Below are 16,994 nucleotides of genomic sequence, written 5' to 3' on the forward strand. Positions count from 1 at the left end.
ACAAATACAGCAATAGCCGATGCCTCAAAGTGCCCATTCATGGAAGCGATAACAGCATAGAAGCCCGAGAACAATCCTGCCGTTGTCATCAGATTGGGTAACAGATAGATGCCACGGGTTTTTATTGTTGGCTTGGATAAATTTTGCATACACTTAACCTGATGGTGTAATAAAGGTCTATAGCGGCAAAGATAACACACTTGCTCAGACAAGCTCACCCTGCAGAAACGGAAACAGACAATGATAAGGATCAGCCTATTTATGGCTCTGCTGGCATTACTCGGAGCCAACGCTGCCTCGGCAACCCCCATCTATACTTGGGTCGATGAAAATGGCGTTACCCACTACAGCCAAGAGCCGCCGCCACAACAACAGGCTACCGAATTGGACAGCCAAAATCTGCAACCCGCCAGAATCGGCACGGTCGCGCCGCAGCGAAAAGATGACGTTGTACAGGAAACTGAGTCTGAGAAACAGGCCAAATTGATCAAGGAGAAAGATGCTGCCCAGGCTCAGGCTATTTGTGATAAGGCCAAATTCCAATTGGATGTACTCAATACCCACACCAGACTACAACGTAAAGATGAGACCTCCGGTGAAATGATTAAGATGACAGAAGAAGAACGGCAGGCGCAGATAAAGGAGCAGCAGGCAAGAATTCGGCTGTTTTGCCAAAGAAACTAGCCAGCAAGGCCAGAGTAGAATAGGTTCTAGTAGCAAAAAGGAGCGCCGAAGCGCTCCTTGTTATTCCCGGAGTCGACTTACTTAACGAAGTCTACACCCAGTTTGATATCCGCTTTCAAGGTATCCAGCATGGCATCACGGGCGTTGGTTTCAAATGCGCTCAGTTCACCATATGGCAGAACCTTTTCGATACCATTTTTGCCGAGTACCACTGGCTGGGCAAAAAATTCAGCGTGTTCACTGCCACCGTCTACATAGGCGCACTCGATCACATTGGCTTCACCCTGCAGGCCGCGGATCAGCGACAGACCGAAACGGAAAGCGGCCTGGCCCATGGACAGAGTTGCGCTGCCGCCACCGGCTTTGGCTTCCACCACTTCAGTGCCGGCGTTTTGAATACGCTTGGTCAGGGCAGCAACTTCTTCATCAGAGAAGCTGACACCTTCAACCTGAGACAATAGAGGCAGAATGGTCACACCGCTGTGGCCGCCAATCACATTGACTTTAACATCGGCAACGTTCAGCCCTTTGGCTTCGGCGATAAAGGTTTCAGAGCGGATGACATCAAGAGTCGTCACACCGAACAGACGGTTCTTGTCGTAAACACCGGCTTTTTTCAGTACTTCAGCAGCAATGGCCACAGTGGTGTTCACTGGGTTAGTGATGATACCGATCAGCGCCTTGGGACAAGTCGCGGCCACTTTTTCAATCAGGTTACGGACGATACCGGCATTGATATTGAACAGATCAGAACGATCCATGCCCGGCTTACGGGCAACACCGGCAGAGATCAGCACCACATCGGCACCTTCCAGTGCAGGCGTTGGGTCTTCACCGGCAAAACCTTTAACTTCAACTGCTGTCGGGATATGACTCAGATCCACGGCAACCCCAGGCGTTACGGGGGCGATATCATAGAGTGACAGCTGAGAGCCGGCAGGCAATTGGGTTTTCAACAGAAGGGCAAGAGCCTGGCCGATACCACCAGCAGCACCAAGTACAGCAACTTTCATAGTTATCTCCGTCAATTCTCGGAATTATGTGTGACATAGATCTAATTCTGTAATGGCGCAACATTAAAGGATCGTCACAAAAATAGCAATTATCCCTTAGTCATATGACTCTGTTTCATCAAAAGCTGAATTAACTTCAGCATTTTCTACTGCCCACTGAGGCTTCTTTTACCCACCCAATGACCTGCATTGCATTTTTATGCAGGCATCTTGGGTATTTGTTGACACTTATCCGTTTGATATGCAGAATGGCCGGGATTTTCTGAATAACGACAGAAGAAGATGATGCAAGCAAGCAAAAATCAGGATGAGCTAATCAGAACCTTCAAGGCTCTGCTTAAAGAGGAGCGCTTCGGCTCCCAGAGTGAAATAGTCAATGCACTGCAAGCCGAAGGCTTTGCCAATATCAACCAGTCCAAAGTCTCGCGCATGCTGAGCAAGTTCGGTGCCGTGCGCACCCGTAACGCCAAGCAGGAGATGGTCTACTGCTTACCGGCTGAACTAGGGGTACCTACTGCCGGCAGCCCGCTGAAGAATCTGGTATTGGATGTGGATCATAACCAAGCCATGATAGTGGTGCGTACCAGCCCGGGCGCGGCGCAGTTAATTGCCAGGCTGTTGGACTCCATCGGCAAGCCAGAAGGTATTCTGGGCACTATCGCCGGTGATGATACTATCTTTATCTGCCCTTCCAGCATCAAGACCATTGATGAAACCCTGGAAACAGTGAAGTCGCTGTTCAATTACACAGACTGAGTTGAAAATGCCATAAAAAAACGCCCTCATTGAGGGGCGTTTTTTTCGTTATCGCGCTATTAATCATCAAACTGGATCATGAAATCCAGAGATGGGGCAAAGAAAGAGGAACCAGTTACCGCCTGAGTAAAGTGCATCAGGTGATCATGGTGTCCTTCTCCGTCACCGAAAACCATACTGTGAAGCATCTTTTCGAAATGGCTTGGTGTCTTACAGGTGGAAATAAACATCAAACCCTGCTGTTTTACAGAACCATAGGGCATGCTCTGACGCAGGATCTCCATCGACTCACCATTGTCATACTTGAGATTTACCCGCTTGATATGTGCCGTCAGCGGTTTGTCTTCCGAGGCGTACTCTATGTTGTCCTGCTTGGTGCGGCCTATGATGTCTTCCTGCTTTTTCTGCGGCAGTCTGTGCCACTTACTCAGATTATGGACATATTTCTGTACATGAATGTAGCTACCGCCGCGAAATGCATCGTCTTCATCACCTACCAGGGCCACAGCTTGACGGCCTCTGCCCTTGGGGTTTTCTGTGCCATCGACAAAACCGGTCAGATCGCGGCTGTCCATAAAGCGGAACCCGCGCTCCTCCTCTTCCAGTTCAGCCAACCCTTCCAGCATTTCGTTGACCTCATTGGCTACCAGATGAAGAATATCCAGGCGATCACAACGCAGGTGAATAAAAATATCGAACTCTATCGCAGGCGCATCCCGGTTACCCGACTCCATAGCAGGGAATGGCCTGAGTTCAGCCGGTCTGCTTCCCGGATAGAGGTGATCCCAAAAGTTGGCACCAATCGCCACAAAGGCATTAAAGGCACTATCGGCATACTGATCTGCCAGCTCATACAAATACTGGGCGACATTGGCCAGGCAAGGACGCAGTTGTGACTCCCCGCCTTCGTTGGCATTGAACATCAGATAAACGCTGTGCAGATTTCCCTCAGCGCAGATTCCCAGTTGTTCCCGTGGCATAACCTGTGTATCCATTTGCAATCTACCCTTTCAGATTAATTCATCTTCGGCCTTATTATCCGCAACTTGAGCGTTAATTTGAATTAGCTCACGCACGTTTTTGCCGATTGCTTTCAATAACCTGATGCCTGCCCGTCTTTACGGGACTCGGACGCTCCCCGATAAACGCCGCTTTCAACATTGACGCCTATGGCCTGATAACCACCAAAAGCCCCGAGAGAATCACTCAAAGTATGCCCCTTTTTCATCAGCTCACGGCGGGTTTCCATGGAAAAGCCCGACTCGAGACTGATATAACCGCCATCTGTCATCTGCTCGCCGGTCGGTTGGCTGGAACCTGTATGCAGTATTCTCGGAGCATCGCCCGCCTCCTGCAGGTTGAGGCCAAAATCAATCAGATTAATCATGATCTGAGCGTGCATCTGGGGTTGGGTGGCTCCCCCCATGACGCCAAAGCTGAGCCAAGGCTTGCCATCTTTGGTGACAAAGGCCGGAATTATGGTATGAAACGGTCTCTTACCCGGTGCATAGGAGTTGGCACGCCCGGGAGTGAGATCAAACAGCTGGCCCCTGTCCTGCAACACAAATCCCAAATCCGGAGGCGTCATGCCTGAGCCCATGCCACGATAATTGCTCTGGATGAGGGACACCATATTGCCTTCTTTATCAGCGGTAGTGAGATAGATGGTATCACCGTGTAAAAGATTGGGATTACCCGGCTCAACACTGGCGGCGGCTTTGTCAGCATCGATAAGCTTGGCTCTGGCGTAGTTGTATTCTTTGGAGATAAGTGACGCTACCGGCACTTTGGCAAAGTCCATGTCGGCGTAGAACTTGGCTCGGTCGGCAAACGCCAGCTTTTTTGCTTCCACGAAATGATGCACATATTCGGCGCTGTCCAGCCCCATGGCCTTGAGATTAAATGGCTCCAGGGTTTTAAGGATCTGCAGTGCCGCTATTCCCTGGCCGTTGGGCGGCAGCTCCCAGATATCATAGCCCCGATAATTAACCGATACAGGCTCAACCCACTCACTCTTGTGAGAAGCGAGATCTTCATAGGAAAGATAACCGCCCTGTTGTTGCATATAGGCGGCAATACTGCGGGCTATCTCTCCTTTGTAAAAGACGTCCCGGCCCCCCTTGGCAATTTTTTCATAGCTGTTTGCCAAAGCCGGGTTTCGAAACAATTCACCGACGGCCGGCATGCGGCCGCCTGGCATATAGGTTTCTTTAAACCCCGGGTATTTGGCCAGCTTGTCACCGCTGCGAGCCAGATAGAAGGCGATGAGCTCGGAAACCGGAAATCCTTCACGGGCATAATGAATAGCCGGCGCCAGGTTATCCTTCATGGGCAATTTGCCGAACTTGTCATGCAGTTCATACCAGCCATCCACGGCACCGGGCACGGATACGGGCAAAGGCCCATAAGGCGGCAGATGCTCAAGCCCTTTGGCCTTGAGCATCTCCAGCGTCAGAGAAGCCGGACTGCGGCCAGACGCATTGAGCCCATAGAGCCGCTGCTCTTCGGCGCTCCAGACAATGGCAAAAAGATCGCCGCCTATGCCAGAGCCAGTAGGCTCCACCAACCCCAGCATGGCATTGGCAGCAATCGCGGCATCCACGGCACTGCCTCCTTGCTTGAGAATATCGACCGCCACCTGAGTCGCCAGTGGTTGGCTGGTTGCCGCCATACCATTGACCGCATAGACTTCAGAGCGGCTCGCAAAGGCCGCGCCCGTGATTCTGTCCATCGCCATGCTTCCTGTGCTGCAGAAAACAGCCAAACTCCCGATGACGCCGAGTAACAGCTGACGACATGAGCTGTTGCTGATATTCCGTATCCCTTGTGCGTCCTGCATTTTATTATTGCTGTGGTTATGCATCTCGCCTCCGCTCTCATCCCGGAGCGGCGCATGGGCGAGTCCGGGGTTCAGTGAATACCTATGATGAGTTCAATCAAACCGATTGCTTGGTATAACACAGAGACAAACAAATTATCACCCACAGCAAACTTATGAAACAATTGTTGTTAACAGCCATTACCGAACAACACCAGCGGATGTTCCAGTGCCGACAGCCTGACTCTCTGCCCTGGAGAAAACTGTACCTGATGACTACGAACCTCGAGTATGACTCCCTCTTGCTGCACATCATAGTGGCAAACATTGCCCAGAAAACGCCGCTCGGTAACCACAGCCAGCCCCTGTTCGTCGGGTCGTAACTCCAACTGCTGTGGCCGCAGCAACAACTCGCCCTGCCAGTTCAGTGGCAAACCATGGGGCAAAGAGCTTTTAAGTCGGCCGATTTGAGTATCGACACAATGTTCGCAGCTGACCTTGGCCTTAAGATAATTACCACTGCCGAGAAAGTCTGCCACATAGCGATTGACCGGGTTGGCATAGAGAGTTTCAGCACTGCCTTGCTGCACTATTTTTCCATCTTCAAACAGCGCCAGGGTATCGGCAAAAACAAAGGCCTCATCCTTACTGTGGGTCACAAATACGGCGCTGACGTTACGGCTCTTGAGGATCGCGCGAATCTCCAGCATCAGCTCGCCGCGTACCTGGGCGTCTATGTTGGAGAATGGTTCATCCAACAACAGCAGTTCAGGTTCATAGGCAAGCGCCCTGGCAATCGACACCCTCTGCTGTTGACCACCGGACAACTCGTGGGGATAACGTTCACCAAGCCCCGGGAGCTTGACCAAATCCAACATCTCCTCGAGCCGGCTCAGGCGCTGCGCCTTGTTCAACCCCTTGACACCAAAGAGGATATTCTGCGCGACCGTCAAGTGGGGAAACAGGGCATAGTCCTGAAAGATCATCCCCACGCCACGCTCCTCTCCCGGAACCTGCAGCTTATCCGTGGTTACTGCACGGCCGCTGATATGAATTTCACCGGCGGAGACCGGCTGCAGTCCGGCAATGGCTCTGAGCAGAGTCGTTTTACCACAACCACTGGGTCCGAGCAGGGCGGCAATTTCACCGGCTTGCAAGGTAATGCTCAGCCCTTTGAGCACCTGTTGGGCGCCATAATGGCTGTGGAGTTGCTTGACACTCAGGGTCGACATCAGTTGTTTTGCTCCAGCGAACGGTTGAGATAAATCAAGGGCACCAGCCCCACCAACACAATGACAATAGCCGCCAGCGCCCCCTGCTCCAACTGCTCATCGGAGACGTATTGGAACACTTGGGTAGCCAGGTTGTGAAACCCGACAGGGCTTAGCAGCAAGGCAGCCGGCAACTCTTTCATCGCCTCGATAAATACCAGTAGCAGAGCGGCAAAAATACCGCTGCGCAGCAATGGCAGATGGATTAATGCCAGTACTTTACCCGGTGTCTTGCCCAGGCTGATGGCCGCCATGTCGAGAGAAGGCGACAGCCGTTTGTAACTGCTCTCTATGCTGCCGATGGCGATGGCGGCAAAGCGAATACAAAACGCCAGCACCAGGGCGGCGATACTGCCGGTGAACAGCAGCCCCGGGCCTTGGCGCTCGAACAGGGCATAGAGATCATCGATTCTGAAATCGAGCCAGGTCAGCGGAATAAGCACGGCAATCGCCAGCACAGTGCCCGGCAGAGCGTAGCCGGTACTGACCAGACGGGATGGCAGTATGTCCCACTTTCGCGGACTCAGGCGGCGAATGAACATCAAGAGGATAGCCAAGAGCAAACACAATACACTGCTGATGGCGGCGACTGTTAGGCTGTTGAGACTGTACTGCCAAAAGTCACTGTTCCAGCTCTGTTGCCAGTAATCCAAGGCGTAACTGCCGAGAATGACAAATGGCAAAACAAAGGCCAACAGCAGCAACAGCGAGCAGTAGCCGAGCGCCAACCACTCACGCCAACCTTTGAGCCGGTAAGGCTCTGGCGCCTCCAGCAACAGCTGCTTTTGAAACAATTGCTGTTTGCGCCTCGCCATACGCTCCAGCGCAAACAGAGTAAAGACACCAAGCAACATCAATAGCGAAATTTTAGCCGCGGCCGCCAAGTCACCATAGGCTCGCCAGGTGTCGTAAACAGCCGTGGTCAGAGTGGATACCGCAAAATAATTGACCGTCGCCAAGTCAGCCATGGTTTCCATGGCCACCAGGGCGACACCGGCCGCCAGCGCCGGGCGCGCCATTGGCAGCGACAAACGCCAGAAACTCTGCCATGGCGAGCAGCCCATCACCTTGGCTGCATGCTGCAAACTTAAGGATTGCTCCAGAAAAGCGGTGCGCCCCAAGAGGTAAACGTAGGGGAAGAGCACCAGCGACAACATCACTGTGGCGCCGCCCAGAGTTCGAATATCGGGAAACCAGTAGTCGGTTACCGATTGCCAACCAAAACTTGCGCGTAAAAACCGCTGCACAGGCCCGGCATAATCCAGTAAATCGGTATACACATAAGCGACAATATAGGCCGGCATGGCCAGCGGCAACAACAGAGCCCACTGGAACAGGCGCCGGCCCCGAAACTCACAGCGCGCCACCAGCCAGGCAGCAGGCACCGCCAAAAGCAGACTGCCGACACTCACCCCCAACATCAGCCAGAAGGTATTGGCTATGTATGACGGCAACACAGTGGCAAACATCTGCCCAAAGCGGGTTTCACCCGGTTCGAACGCCTGCATGACCAGCGCCAGCAAAGGCGCCACCATAAGGCCGCAGACGGTAAACCCCGCCCACGACCAGCCCTTGGAGAAGGTCAGGATCACCGCTATTCCCCTACAACCTTTGCAAAAACGCCTTCAAGCTCAGAGATCAAACTTAACCTCATCGAGCAGTCTCAGCGCCGCCTGATGGTGCTCTGCCAATTTGTAGACAGGCAAGTCATCGGCTTTGAAGTCACCCCAGGATGCCACCAGTTCTGAGACAGGCACATCGACCTTGACCGGATATTCCATATTGACCTCGGCATAACTCTGTTGGGCGGCATCCGAAGACAGATACTCCATCAACTTGAGGGCATCGGCCGAGTTAGGTGCATGCTTGGCCAGCGCCATACCCGAGACATTGATATGGGCACCGCGATTTTCCTGGTTAGGGAAGTTGATTACTGCCGCTTCGGCCCATGGCCGCTGCTTGGGGTCTTGCAGCATCTTGCCATAGTAATAGCTGTTACCGATGGCGATATCACACAAGCCTTCTTTTACCGCCTGCACCTGCGCCCTGTCGTTACCCTGAGGCTTACGGGCCAAGTTACTCTTCAGTCCCTGAAGCCAACTCTTGGCATCGGCTTCACCATGGTGGGCTATCATGGAGGCCACCAGCGCTATATTGTAGGGATGCTTGCCACTACGCATACAAACCTTGCCCTTGTAGCGGGCATCGGCCAAGTCTTCATAGTTGATCGCCAGCGGCCCGAGGCGCTCCTTGCTGGAATAGAGATTACGCACCCTCATGGTTAGGGCGTACCAGTTTCCTTCAGGATCCCGGTATTGGGCCGGAATATTCTGCTTGAGCGCGTCACTTTCCACCTGTGTGACCAACTGCTTGTCCACCAATTCCTGCAAACGGGAAAAGTCAGACGTCAGCACCAGATCCGCCGGTGATAAGCGTCCTTCACGGGCCAATCTATCGGCGATGCCATCTTTGGCAAACACAAAATTAACCTTCACCCCGGTAGCCTGACTGAAGTCATCCAGAATGGGCTTGACCAAAAACTCCTGACGATAGGAATAAACCGTCACCTCACCGGCGGCGGCCACCGGCAGCGTCACGCTGGATGCGGCCAACGCACTGCAAAGTATCAGACCTGTTTTGTAGCTCATATTCTTCGGCACTCCATATTGGGATGAGTAATTTAATGAGAACTATTTCTAATCCACTTTGTTTTCAGCCTAGTGCAAAAATTCTGGCAAGGGGAATACAAATGAAACAAGCAGAATGGCAGAGGCTGGAAGCAAAGCGATTGGAATCGGCCGGATTGTCGCAAACTAAACTAAACTGAACCTTAAAACCCATGCATGGGGAGGGAAACACTTTGGATATGTTGGAAATCCTGCTGGCTGTCGTATCTTTGCTGCTGATCTTGTTTCTGTTCCGCCACAGGTTAAGACCAGGAAAACGCCGGCTGGCCAAGCCTGTTACGCCGCAGGAAAAGCAGTATCACTGTGTTTCCATAGTGTTGACGCCAACTGCCTGCCAGGCGATAAGAGCGCTTGAAGGCAAGCGTTTTTTGTCGAAGGAAGCACCCAGGCTCCCCTTGGCGGAATGTGATTGCAGCCAATGCGACTGCAAGTATCAACATCATGAAGACAGAAGGGTTCCCTTCAGCGACAGGCGACTGGATTATGGCATGAGCCATGATCTCTACGGTGCCTTCGGTGAAACCAACCGCAGGGACAACCCCAAGGGCAGGCGCTATTCGGACTTGGCTAAACCACGAATCAAAGAAAAATCATCCAGGACGAGTATCTCGGAAACTCTGCCTGAGTGACGCCGATTCCTGCCAGTGTGCCAGGGCTGGCACTACTTTACGCCAATCGAGATCTGGATGACGAAAATCAAGGTATTCGAGTAGCACCAATAGCAGCACCTGCCTGGCATCTAGTGGACCGCTTGCGATGATTCCCTGACGCTCCACCTCCATCAAGGCTCTGAGCAGGGCCTGCTCGAAACGGCCGCTCCAGAAAGGAGAACGAACCCCCTCCTCTTCACGCATCTGTTCCTGCCTTAGGCCTACGGCGCTATCCAGCGCGCCTTTAAGCAGTGAGAACTGGCACTCATAAGCCCAGTTTCTGGATGACCCAAAGAAACGATCCTGGCCGAATCTGTCGTCCAGAAAGCGGGCAATGACTTCGCTGTCGAACAGTGCGGCACCATCGTCCAAAAGCAGACAGGGAATTTTCCCCAAGGGGTTAACTGACAGTAACTCGTCATTGTTATCGAAGGGATTGACCAGCTTTTCATCCAACGCCAAACCCAGCTCGCGGGCAATAACCCTGACCACGCGGGCATAAGGCGAAGCTGTAGAGTAATAGAGCTGCATCCAGACTCTCCTGTTACCAGTATTTTTCGACTGTTATCTGTCCGGGGGCCCGGCGCAGGTTTTTGGCCAAGCCTTTATCGATAAGTGCCGCAGTAGCCCCCTGGATCATCCCGGGATTACCACAAAGCATCAATTGCGAGTCCTTTGCACTTATGTTCAGCCCGGCCTTGGCCTCTATCTCACCACTTTGCAGGCCATCAGGGATGCGACAACGCAGCGCACCATCAAAATCTTCACGAGTGACACAGGGCACAAACACAAATTGCTCGGGATAGGCCTGTTGATAGCCGCGGATCTTATCGAGATAGGCGAGATCCTGCGCTTCTCTTACGCCATAAACCAGAACCACTTTCTCAAACCGCTGCCAAGGCTCAGGAGTATCCAGCATGGAAAGAAATGGCCCCACGGCGGTACCTGTTGCCAAAAACCACAGGTGACGCCCCTGTAATTCCCCTTTTGGGATCTCATCCAGGGTCATAAAGCCGGTGGCTTTGTCTGTCACGCTAATACTGTCACCCGGCTGCAAAGATTGCAGGTCTGGCGACAACTGGCCTTGATCTACCGCCACCGCCAGTATTTCAAGATAGTCAGTCCCGGGGGCATTCACCAGCGAATAGGCCCGGGCGACACGTTTATCATCCCGCAGCTGACTGAGCTTGATAAACTGGCCAGCAATAAACGGCGCTATCTCGGCGGCTATTCTCAGGCTGAATAACTTGCTGCTCCAATCGATACGCTCAATGACCCGACCTTCAGTCCACATAGCTTCTCCTTAGGTAACACAAGACGATTATTGCAGCATAACCCCATATTCAGCCAACAAAAACCCCTCATAGTGAGGGGTGTTATCGGCAGGTAAGGTTTAGCGTGAGCTCAATTATTCCTGCTCTGTGGTAAAGCTGTCTCTGAATGCCTGCAACCCTTGCTGTACCAGGGAGTAAGTTTCATCCACCCCCGTCTTGATATCGCCTTCCAGCACCTTGAGCCCGGAGAGGATATCCGTCGCCTCTTTAAAGCCCTGATCTATGGCGCCGCCTATAACGTCCATAAAACCGGATAGCTGACTGTCAAAGTCCATGCTGGAATTTTGCTGCTGGTAGACACTGAAGAACTGAGTGGCAAAACTGACAATTCTGTCGGCCGTGGCCTCGGGAGAAGTATCTATCTGCTGCTCCTGCACCTGCTGCAGGGCATTTTCCCCCATGTAGGGTGCTAGTTCTTCATTGATGGCCTCAATCGCGGCGCGATACAAGAGACTCATGGGTTCGTTGCCACTATTAAGGCTTACCTCCTCCTGCGCCGCCAGAATAGCATTATTCATCAACTGCTGGCTGACATGGCGGGCACTCTTGCTGCTGGCGACTTCAGAAACCGCCTTACCATGATTACCATCCAGTTGTTGGGTCTTGTCCTTGGCCACCTCAGAGACCTGAGCGCCATGATTGCGGATTTCCATCTTGGTTTCCTCGTATGAAAAGCGTATCTCAGGTTAATTATCGACCAACTCAGCAATTAGTTTAGTGATTGTTTACCCAGGCCGATACTCGGGCTATGATCCCACATGTTATTTAAGTATTTGATAGAAAATAAAAATGGTAAGAATTTTTCTACTGCTTTGTCTTTCAGTGCTTTTTAGTTGGCCATCCCAGGCCACCGCCCCCCATCAAACCATATTCTTGGTTAGGCATGCGGAAAAAGCTCAGGGAAGCGATCCCGGGCTGACAGCCGTCGGCAAGGCGCGCGCCGAGGCTCTAGCCGAGGCATTACGGGACACCCGACTGCACAGGCTGATGTCGAGTGAGTTTCGCCGAACTCAGGAAACCCTGGCACCGATTGCAACAGCCAAACAACTCAAGATTGAGGTGTTTCCAGCCAAAGGCGGCTTGGAGGCTCACATCAATGCCATAACAGATGCAGTCAAAGCCAGCCAAGGCAATGTGCTGATCGCCGGCCACAGCAATACTGTTCCGGCCATCATCAAGGCTCTGGGTGGCCCCCTGGTTAGTTTGAATGAGCAGCAATACGATCAACTCTTTATCCTCACCTTGGGAGAACAGGGGCCCACAGGTCTGGTAACCACCCACTTTGGCAGTCAATAAGGATAGAAGATGCGCGAGCAAAACTGGTTTATGTGGGGCCTGGAACTGTTTTCCGGCCTGTTTTTGATAGTCGTCGGCTTAGGGCTCTTGGTAATCACTTATATGTATATCGCCGATGTGATGCAAACCAAGCAAGCGGTGCGGCATAACTACCCTGTTGTCGGCCGGTTCCGATATTTCTTCGAGAAAATGGGCGAATTCTTCCGCCAGTACTTTTTCGCTCTCGATCGGGAAGAACTTCCCTTCAATCGCGCCGAGCGCAGCTGGGTCTACCGGGCGGCGAAAAATGTCGACCGCACCATAGCCTTCGGCTCCACCAGGCCCCTGGAAGCCAACGGCAGCATACTGTTTATGAACACCGCCTTCCCCACGCTGGATCAAGACATTGTGCCACCAATGCCTGTGGTTATTGGCCCGGACTGCGAACATCCCTTTGCCACCAGCGCCATTTGCCATATTTCCGCCATGAGCTTCGGCGCCCTTTCTCGCCCAGCTGTTACCGCCCTTTCCCATGGGGCAGCCCAGGCAGGATGCTGGCTCAACACTGGCGAAGGCGGCCTCAGCGCCCACCACCTCAAGGGAAACTGCGATCTGGTATTCCAGATAGGCACTGCCAAATATGGTGTTCGCAATGCCGAAGGTCACCTGGATGATGACAAGCTCAGGGAAGTGGCCGCACGCTCTCAGGTGAAGATGTTCGAAATCAAACTCAGTCAGGGAGCCAAGCCAGGCAAAGGCGGAATTCTTCCCGGGGTGAAAGTGACCGAAGAGATAGCCAACATTCGCGGCATCCCTGTCGGACAAGACTCCATCAGTCCCAATGGTCATATTGAATTTCACCATGTCGGCGACATTCTCGACATGATAGCCAGAGTCAGGCAAGTGACAGGCAAACCCACAGGGATCAAGGCGGTCTTGGGTGATACTCACTGGTTGGAAGATTTTCTGGAAGAGATTAACCAACGCGGCCATGACTCGGCTCCCGATTTCTTCACTCTCGACAGCGCCGATGGCGGTACGGGCGCGGCGCCGCAAACTCTGATGGATTACGTTGGCCTACCGCTGAAAGAGAGCTTGCCACTGTTGGTCGATCAACTGCGGCGGCATGGACTGAAGCAAAGGATTAAGGTGATAGCCTCTGGCAAGCTTATCACGCCCTCCAGAGTCGCCTGGGCGCTGGCGCTGGGGGCGGATTTCACCGCCTCAGCGAGAGGGAATATGTTCGCGCTGGGATGTATTCAAGCGCTGCAGTGCAACAAGGATACCTGCCCCACCGGGATAACCACCCATAACAAGAAACTGCAACAGGGTTTGGATCCCAGAGACAAATCCACCCGAGTCGCCAACTACAACAAGGCATTGCACCATGATCTGGGGATGCTGGCCCACTCCTGCGGAGTCACAGACCCAAGACAGCTCAAGCCGCATCATGTCAGAGTTGTCACCCAGAATGGTCTTTCCGTGACCTTGGATAAATATTATGCTCACTACGATCAATGAAGATAATTTAGCTGTCACTAAACTGTAATGGCGAGCAGATTGTGCGTTACATCACAAAAGTGGTAAGATCTTGCACCTAGTCAAGACTTGCCACTTCCAGAGGATTTTGAAGTGAAAACGACATTCGTCAGTCAGGTCCCCAAGCCGGAAAAGAGCAAAACGGCATCGCTCAGCTGCAAAAACTGCAGCCGCTTGATTGAGATTGAGGGAGAGTTGCTCTGTTATCGAGGCGGTAAAATCACTGAACTGACACCGGTAAAAGAAGCTAAAAATGGTTTTAATCTGCTGTGTGACGGCTGGCAAGCCGACCGCAACCAGACCAAGAAATAGGATCTCCAGGCTCAGCTACGCACTTCCCCCTGCAACTGAGCCTGCTTTCTTGACTCGCTGATAATCCCTTCCAACGCCGCATTAAAGGGTTCTGCAGATACCATAGACAGAGTCAGGCCGCGAGTGGATACTCTCAGCCCGGCACGTAACTCGGTATGTAATTGATTGAGGGCAACATCATCCATACCTCGGGTCTTAAGCTCATCCGCCAGACAATTCCAATCTGTACGGACTTTGTCCTGCATTCCTTCAATATTGACCTGCAATGCAATGTTTTCCATCTGTGCTGCCCCCATGACTGACGCGACTTCGGACTTTCGAGTATGCGACAGCCAGGCTGAATCAATGCTGAACTTGCACCGACTCATCAGCCTGTTTTATGTGCTGGATCCGCCATAAACGAGCATAATATCCATCGGCAGCCAACAGGCTGTCATGGGTGCCGGACTCAACCAACTGACCTTGATGCAACACTAAGATTTTATCGGCATCCACCACTGTCGATAACCTATGGGCAATCACCAAGCTGGTATGGCCCTTAGCAACTTCGTCGAGCGCCTTGAGAATCGCCCGCTCGGAGCGACTGTCCAGTGATGAGGTGGCCTCATCGAAGATCAGTATCGGCGAGCGCTTCAATATCGCCCTGGCAATTGCCACTCGCTGCTTTTCACCGCCGGAGAGTTTCATGCCTCTCTCACCCACCTTGGTCTGGGCCTGCTGCGGTAATGCCTCAATAAACTGCTTCAGGTGGGCCAACTCTATCGCCTGCCAGATTTCGGCGTCCGAAGCATCGGGGCGGCCATAGCGAATATTCTCAAACAGAGTATCGTTAAACAGCACAGTGTCCTGAGGCACTATGGCAATGGCTCGGCGCAGTGCATCTTGGGTCATATCGCGAATATCGATACCATCGACTCGAATCGCTCCTTGGCTGACATCGTAAAAGCGGAACAACAAGCGCACCAACGTCGATTTACCGGCGCCGCTTTCACCCACGACAGCCACCTTCTGCCCGGGCTCTATCTCAAAACTCACGCCCTTGAGTATCTGCCTGTCACCATAGCCAAAGCCAACCGAGTCAAAACTGATTAGGCCCTCTGTCAGCGATACGGCTTTAGCCGTAGGACTGTCTTTTACCAGTGGGGTCTTATCCAGCAGCGAGAACATCCTCTCTATATTGGCCAAAGCGCCCCGAATTTCACGATACACAAAACCCAGGAAGTTGAGCGGCATAAAGAGTTGCATCATAAAGGCGTTGATCAATACAAAGTCACCCACTGTCATCTGCCCGCGGGTCACTTCAAAAGCCGCCAGCCCCAGCATCAAGGTCATGGCAATGGCAATAATGGTGGCCTGACCGGCATTTAGGGCGAACAACGACAGGCGATTCTTGCGCTTGGCCACCTCCCAGTCTGCCAACGCCTTGTCATACTCATTCGCCTCATAGGCTTCATTGTTGAAGTATTTGACGGTTTCATAGTTAAGCAGGCTATCGATAGCGCGGGTGTTGGAGACAGAGTCGGCCTTCGCCGCCTCACGGACATAAGAGGTACGCCACTCAGTCGTCACAACAGAAAACAAACCATAGGCCAGTACGGAGCAGAAGGTGATCAGCGCAAACCAGATACCGTAATTCCACAGTAAAATGGCCACCACCATCAGGATTTCCAACAAGGTAGGCACTATGTTGAACACCATAAAACGCATCAGAAAACTGATGCCGCTGGTGCCGCGCTCTATGTCCCGCGATAATCCGCCGGTGCGCCTGTCGAGGTGAAAACCGAGATCCAACCGGTGCAGGTGTTCAAAGACCTGAAGTCCCAGGCGTCGTATCGCTCTCTCGGTCACTCGGCCAAAGAGGGTATCCCTGATCTCCCCTGTGAGCGCATTAACCAACCTCAGGCCGCCATAAGCTAAAACCAGTGCTATGGGCACAACCAACAGCTGCGCCGTTTGTTCGCCGCCAAGATCATCAACCAAATGCTTCAACAGGAAAGGCAAGCCGACACTGGCGAGCTTTCCCACCACAAGGCACGATAGTGCCAACATTATGCGCCCCTTATATTCCAGCAGATAGGGCCAGAGAAGTTTCAGCACTTGCCAGTTGAGCTTATCGACGGGACCTTCAAGGTAGAGAGTTGGACGCATACATCTTGCCAGGGGAAAAGAGTGTTCCGAGTGTAGCAGCGCCCAAAGCTCAAGTCTGCGATCTGTTTGGCTGAGCGCTTGGAAATAATCACCACAAGTAGCACTTTAGAATGACAAAAATCACATTTAACCTAGACTAAAAGACTAGTCATGGCATTTTTATCGCCAAAATCACCTCAAAGAGCTGAAAGATGGTTATGCGTGAAAAAAGAATTTGCTACTCTTTCCAGCTATTGAGTACGGGCGGAAACAAGTGTTCAAAAAGTGTCAAACAAACCGGTCCGCACCGATTTTTACCGTATCTGTTGAAGGAAATCTTATGTTGGATTCAAAAGTTCAATACCCCCCCCTGCCACTGATCCAAACCTGGGTATGGATGATGATCGAATCGGGCAATCCTGAGATCCAGGAAAAAGGCCGTAACAACCTGATAGCTTCCTTTGGCAGCCTGGCCAAGGCCAACGAATACCTGGCACAGCAAGCCCAAAAATAAAGGCGCCGATGGCG

General features: G+C 52.4%; 19 protein-coding genes (1 of these 19 running past the window's edge). 7 read left to right on the top strand and 12 right to left on the bottom strand.

Going from position 1 to position 16,994, the window contains the following annotated elements:
• On the bottom strand, positions 1-149 hold the start of the coding sequence (gene pssA, locus K5621_RS15270; RefSeq protein ID WP_145840185.1) for a CDP-diacylglycerol--serine O-phosphatidyltransferase. Its footprint begins 754 nt before the window's first position; 149 of the gene's 903 nt are visible here — the first part of the coding sequence; the start codon lies at positions 147-149; its stop codon lies beyond the left edge, outside the window.
• Between the two features lie 91 nt (positions 150-240).
• On the opposite strand from pssA, the gene K5621_RS15275 reads away from it, so the two are divergent.
• Positions 241-684: a DUF4124 domain-containing protein gene (locus K5621_RS15275; RefSeq protein WP_221049665.1), complete on the top strand. Its 444-nt coding sequence runs from the start codon at positions 241-243 to the stop codon at positions 682-684.
• A gap of 77 nt (positions 685-761) precedes the next feature.
• Here K5621_RS15275 and mdh read toward each other — a convergent pair whose 3' ends face one another.
• A complete protein-coding gene (mdh, locus tag K5621_RS15280) occupies positions 762-1,697 on the bottom strand; it encodes a malate dehydrogenase (protein WP_025012092.1) in 936 nt (311 codons plus the stop codon).
• Between the two features lie 285 nt (positions 1,698-1,982).
• On the opposite strand from mdh, the gene argR reads away from it, so the two are divergent.
• A complete protein-coding gene (gene argR, locus K5621_RS15285) occupies positions 1,983-2,453 on the top strand; it encodes a transcriptional regulator ArgR (RefSeq protein WP_025012091.1) in 471 nt (156 codons plus the stop codon).
• Positions 2,454-2,512: 59 nt separating this feature from the next.
• On the opposite strand, the gene K5621_RS15290 is transcribed toward argR, so the two are convergent.
• From K5621_RS15290 to K5621_RS15310, 5 genes are all read right to left on the bottom strand, one after another.
• Positions 2,513-3,448, bottom strand: a complete 936-nt coding sequence (locus tag K5621_RS15290) for a Dyp-type peroxidase (RefSeq protein ID WP_208170708.1) — start codon at positions 3,446-3,448, stop codon at positions 2,513-2,515.
• Between the two features lie 98 nt (positions 3,449-3,546).
• Positions 3,547-5,190: a gamma-glutamyltransferase gene (gene ggt, locus K5621_RS15295; protein WP_232786073.1), complete on the bottom strand. Its 1,644-nt coding sequence runs from the start codon at positions 5,188-5,190 to the stop codon at positions 3,547-3,549.
• Between the two features lie 272 nt (positions 5,191-5,462).
• Positions 5,463-6,506 (bottom strand): ABC transporter ATP-binding protein, encoded by a 1,044-nt coding sequence (locus K5621_RS15300; RefSeq protein WP_186298158.1) that lies wholly within the window; start codon positions 6,504-6,506, stop codon positions 5,463-5,465.
• Positions 6,503-8,134, bottom strand: a complete 1,632-nt coding sequence (locus K5621_RS15305) for an ABC transporter permease (protein ID WP_101059765.1) — start codon at positions 8,132-8,134, stop codon at positions 6,503-6,505. The genes K5621_RS15300 and K5621_RS15305 overlap by 4 nt, the downstream gene beginning before the upstream one ends.
• 39 nt (positions 8,135-8,173) lie before the next feature.
• Complete coding sequence (locus K5621_RS15310; protein ID WP_208128465.1) at positions 8,174-9,190, bottom strand: Fe(3+) ABC transporter substrate-binding protein; 1,017 nt, start codon at positions 9,188-9,190, stop codon at positions 8,174-8,176.
• Positions 9,191-9,402: 212 nt separating this feature from the next.
• Here K5621_RS15310 and K5621_RS15315 point away from each other — a divergent pair, with 212 nt between their 5' ends.
• A complete protein-coding gene (locus K5621_RS15315; protein WP_221049666.1) occupies positions 9,403-9,858 on the top strand; it encodes a hypothetical protein in 456 nt (151 codons plus the stop codon).
• Here K5621_RS15315 and K5621_RS15320 read toward each other — a convergent pair.
• From K5621_RS15320 to K5621_RS15330, 3 genes are all read right to left on the bottom strand, one after another.
• Positions 9,820-10,410, bottom strand: a complete 591-nt coding sequence (locus K5621_RS15320) for a glutathione S-transferase N-terminal domain-containing protein (RefSeq protein WP_190534926.1) — start codon at positions 10,408-10,410, stop codon at positions 9,820-9,822. The two genes, K5621_RS15315 and K5621_RS15320, sit on opposite strands and share 39 nt — an antisense overlap.
• A gap of 13 nt (positions 10,411-10,423) precedes the next feature.
• Positions 10,424-11,173: a ferredoxin--NADP reductase gene (locus K5621_RS15325; RefSeq protein WP_100142126.1), complete on the bottom strand. Its 750-nt coding sequence runs from the start codon at positions 11,171-11,173 to the stop codon at positions 10,424-10,426.
• 114 nt (positions 11,174-11,287) lie between these two features.
• Positions 11,288-11,866, bottom strand: coding sequence for a DUF5610 domain-containing protein (locus K5621_RS15330; protein ID WP_221049667.1), 579 nt, complete (start codon positions 11,864-11,866; stop codon positions 11,288-11,290).
• A gap of 136 nt (positions 11,867-12,002) precedes the next feature.
• On the opposite strand from K5621_RS15330, the gene K5621_RS15335 reads away from it, so the two are divergent.
• From K5621_RS15335 to K5621_RS15345, 3 genes are all read left to right on the top strand, one after another.
• Positions 12,003-12,509 carry a phosphoglycerate mutase family protein gene (locus tag K5621_RS15335; protein WP_221049668.1) on the top strand — a complete coding sequence of 169 codons (507 nt, stop codon included), beginning with the start codon at positions 12,003-12,005 and terminating at the stop codon, positions 12,507-12,509.
• A 9-nt stretch (positions 12,510-12,518) separates the two neighbouring features.
• Positions 12,519-14,009, top strand: a complete 1,491-nt coding sequence (locus tag K5621_RS15340) for an FMN-binding glutamate synthase family protein (RefSeq protein ID WP_221049669.1) — start codon at positions 12,519-12,521, stop codon at positions 14,007-14,009.
• 111 nt (positions 14,010-14,120) lie between these two features.
• Positions 14,121-14,339 carry a hypothetical protein gene (locus K5621_RS15345; RefSeq protein WP_100142130.1) on the top strand — a complete coding sequence of 73 codons (219 nt, stop codon included), beginning with the start codon at positions 14,121-14,123 and terminating at the stop codon, positions 14,337-14,339.
• 11 nt (positions 14,340-14,350) lie between these two features.
• Here K5621_RS15345 and K5621_RS15350 read toward each other — a convergent pair whose 3' ends face one another.
• Positions 14,351-14,620, bottom strand: a complete 270-nt coding sequence (locus tag K5621_RS15350; RefSeq protein WP_221049670.1) for a hypothetical protein — start codon at positions 14,618-14,620, stop codon at positions 14,351-14,353.
• Between the two features lie 61 nt (positions 14,621-14,681).
• Positions 14,682-16,487, bottom strand: coding sequence for an ABCB family ABC transporter ATP-binding protein/permease (locus K5621_RS15355; protein ID WP_221049671.1), 1,806 nt, complete (start codon positions 16,485-16,487; stop codon positions 14,682-14,684).
• A gap of 319 nt (positions 16,488-16,806) precedes the next feature.
• Between K5621_RS15355 and K5621_RS15360 the strand changes: the two genes are divergently transcribed.
• Positions 16,807-16,980, top strand: a complete 174-nt coding sequence (locus K5621_RS15360; RefSeq protein WP_096142315.1) for a hypothetical protein — start codon at positions 16,807-16,809, stop codon at positions 16,978-16,980.
• The last annotated feature ends 14 nt before the right edge of the window (positions 16,981-16,994 follow it).

Source organism: Shewanella carassii (assembly GCF_019670705.1).
Classification (GTDB): domain Bacteria; phylum Pseudomonadota; class Gammaproteobacteria; order Enterobacterales; family Shewanellaceae; genus Shewanella; species Shewanella carassii.

What these genes read in the sequence shown, in the direction of transcription:
- mdh (WP_025012092.1), bottom strand. Translation starts at nt 1,697, where the DNA reads ATGAAAGTTGCTGTACTTGGTGCTGCTGGTGGTATCGGCCAGGCTCTT.
- K5621_RS15325 (WP_100142126.1), bottom strand. Translation starts at nt 11,173, where the DNA reads ATGTGGACTGAAGGTCGGGTCATTGAGCGTATCGATTGGAGCAGCAAG.
- K5621_RS15335 (WP_221049668.1), top strand. Translation starts at nt 12,003, where the DNA reads ATGGTAAGAATTTTTCTACTGCTTTGTCTTTCAGTGCTTTTTAGTTGG.
- K5621_RS15350 (WP_221049670.1), bottom strand. Translation starts at nt 14,620, where the DNA reads ATGGAAAACATTGCATTGCAGGTCAATATTGAAGGAATGCAGGACAAA.
- K5621_RS15275 (WP_221049665.1), top strand. Translation starts at nt 241, where the DNA reads ATGATAAGGATCAGCCTATTTATGGCTCTGCTGGCATTACTCGGAGCC.
- K5621_RS15290 (WP_208170708.1), bottom strand. Translation starts at nt 3,448, where the DNA reads ATGGATACACAGGTTATGCCACGGGAACAACTGGGAATCTGCGCTGAG.
- ggt (WP_232786073.1), bottom strand. Translation starts at nt 5,190, where the DNA reads ATGGCGATGGACAGAATCACGGGCGCGGCCTTTGCGAGCCGCTCTGAA.
- K5621_RS15320 (WP_190534926.1), bottom strand. Translation starts at nt 10,410, where the DNA reads ATGCAGCTCTATTACTCTACAGCTTCGCCTTATGCCCGCGTGGTCAGG.
- argR (WP_025012091.1), top strand. Translation starts at nt 1,983, where the DNA reads ATGCAAGCAAGCAAAAATCAGGATGAGCTAATCAGAACCTTCAAGGCT.
- K5621_RS15310 (WP_208128465.1), bottom strand. Translation starts at nt 9,190, where the DNA reads ATGAGCTACAAAACAGGTCTGATACTTTGCAGTGCGTTGGCCGCATCC.
- K5621_RS15360 (WP_096142315.1), top strand. Translation starts at nt 16,807, where the DNA reads ATGTTGGATTCAAAAGTTCAATACCCCCCCCTGCCACTGATCCAAACC.
- K5621_RS15355 (WP_221049671.1), bottom strand. Translation starts at nt 16,487, where the DNA reads ATGCGTCCAACTCTCTACCTTGAAGGTCCCGTCGATAAGCTCAACTGG.
- K5621_RS15340 (WP_221049669.1), top strand. Translation starts at nt 12,519, where the DNA reads ATGCGCGAGCAAAACTGGTTTATGTGGGGCCTGGAACTGTTTTCCGGC.
- K5621_RS15330 (WP_221049667.1), bottom strand. Translation starts at nt 11,866, where the DNA reads ATGGAAATCCGCAATCATGGCGCTCAGGTCTCTGAGGTGGCCAAGGAC.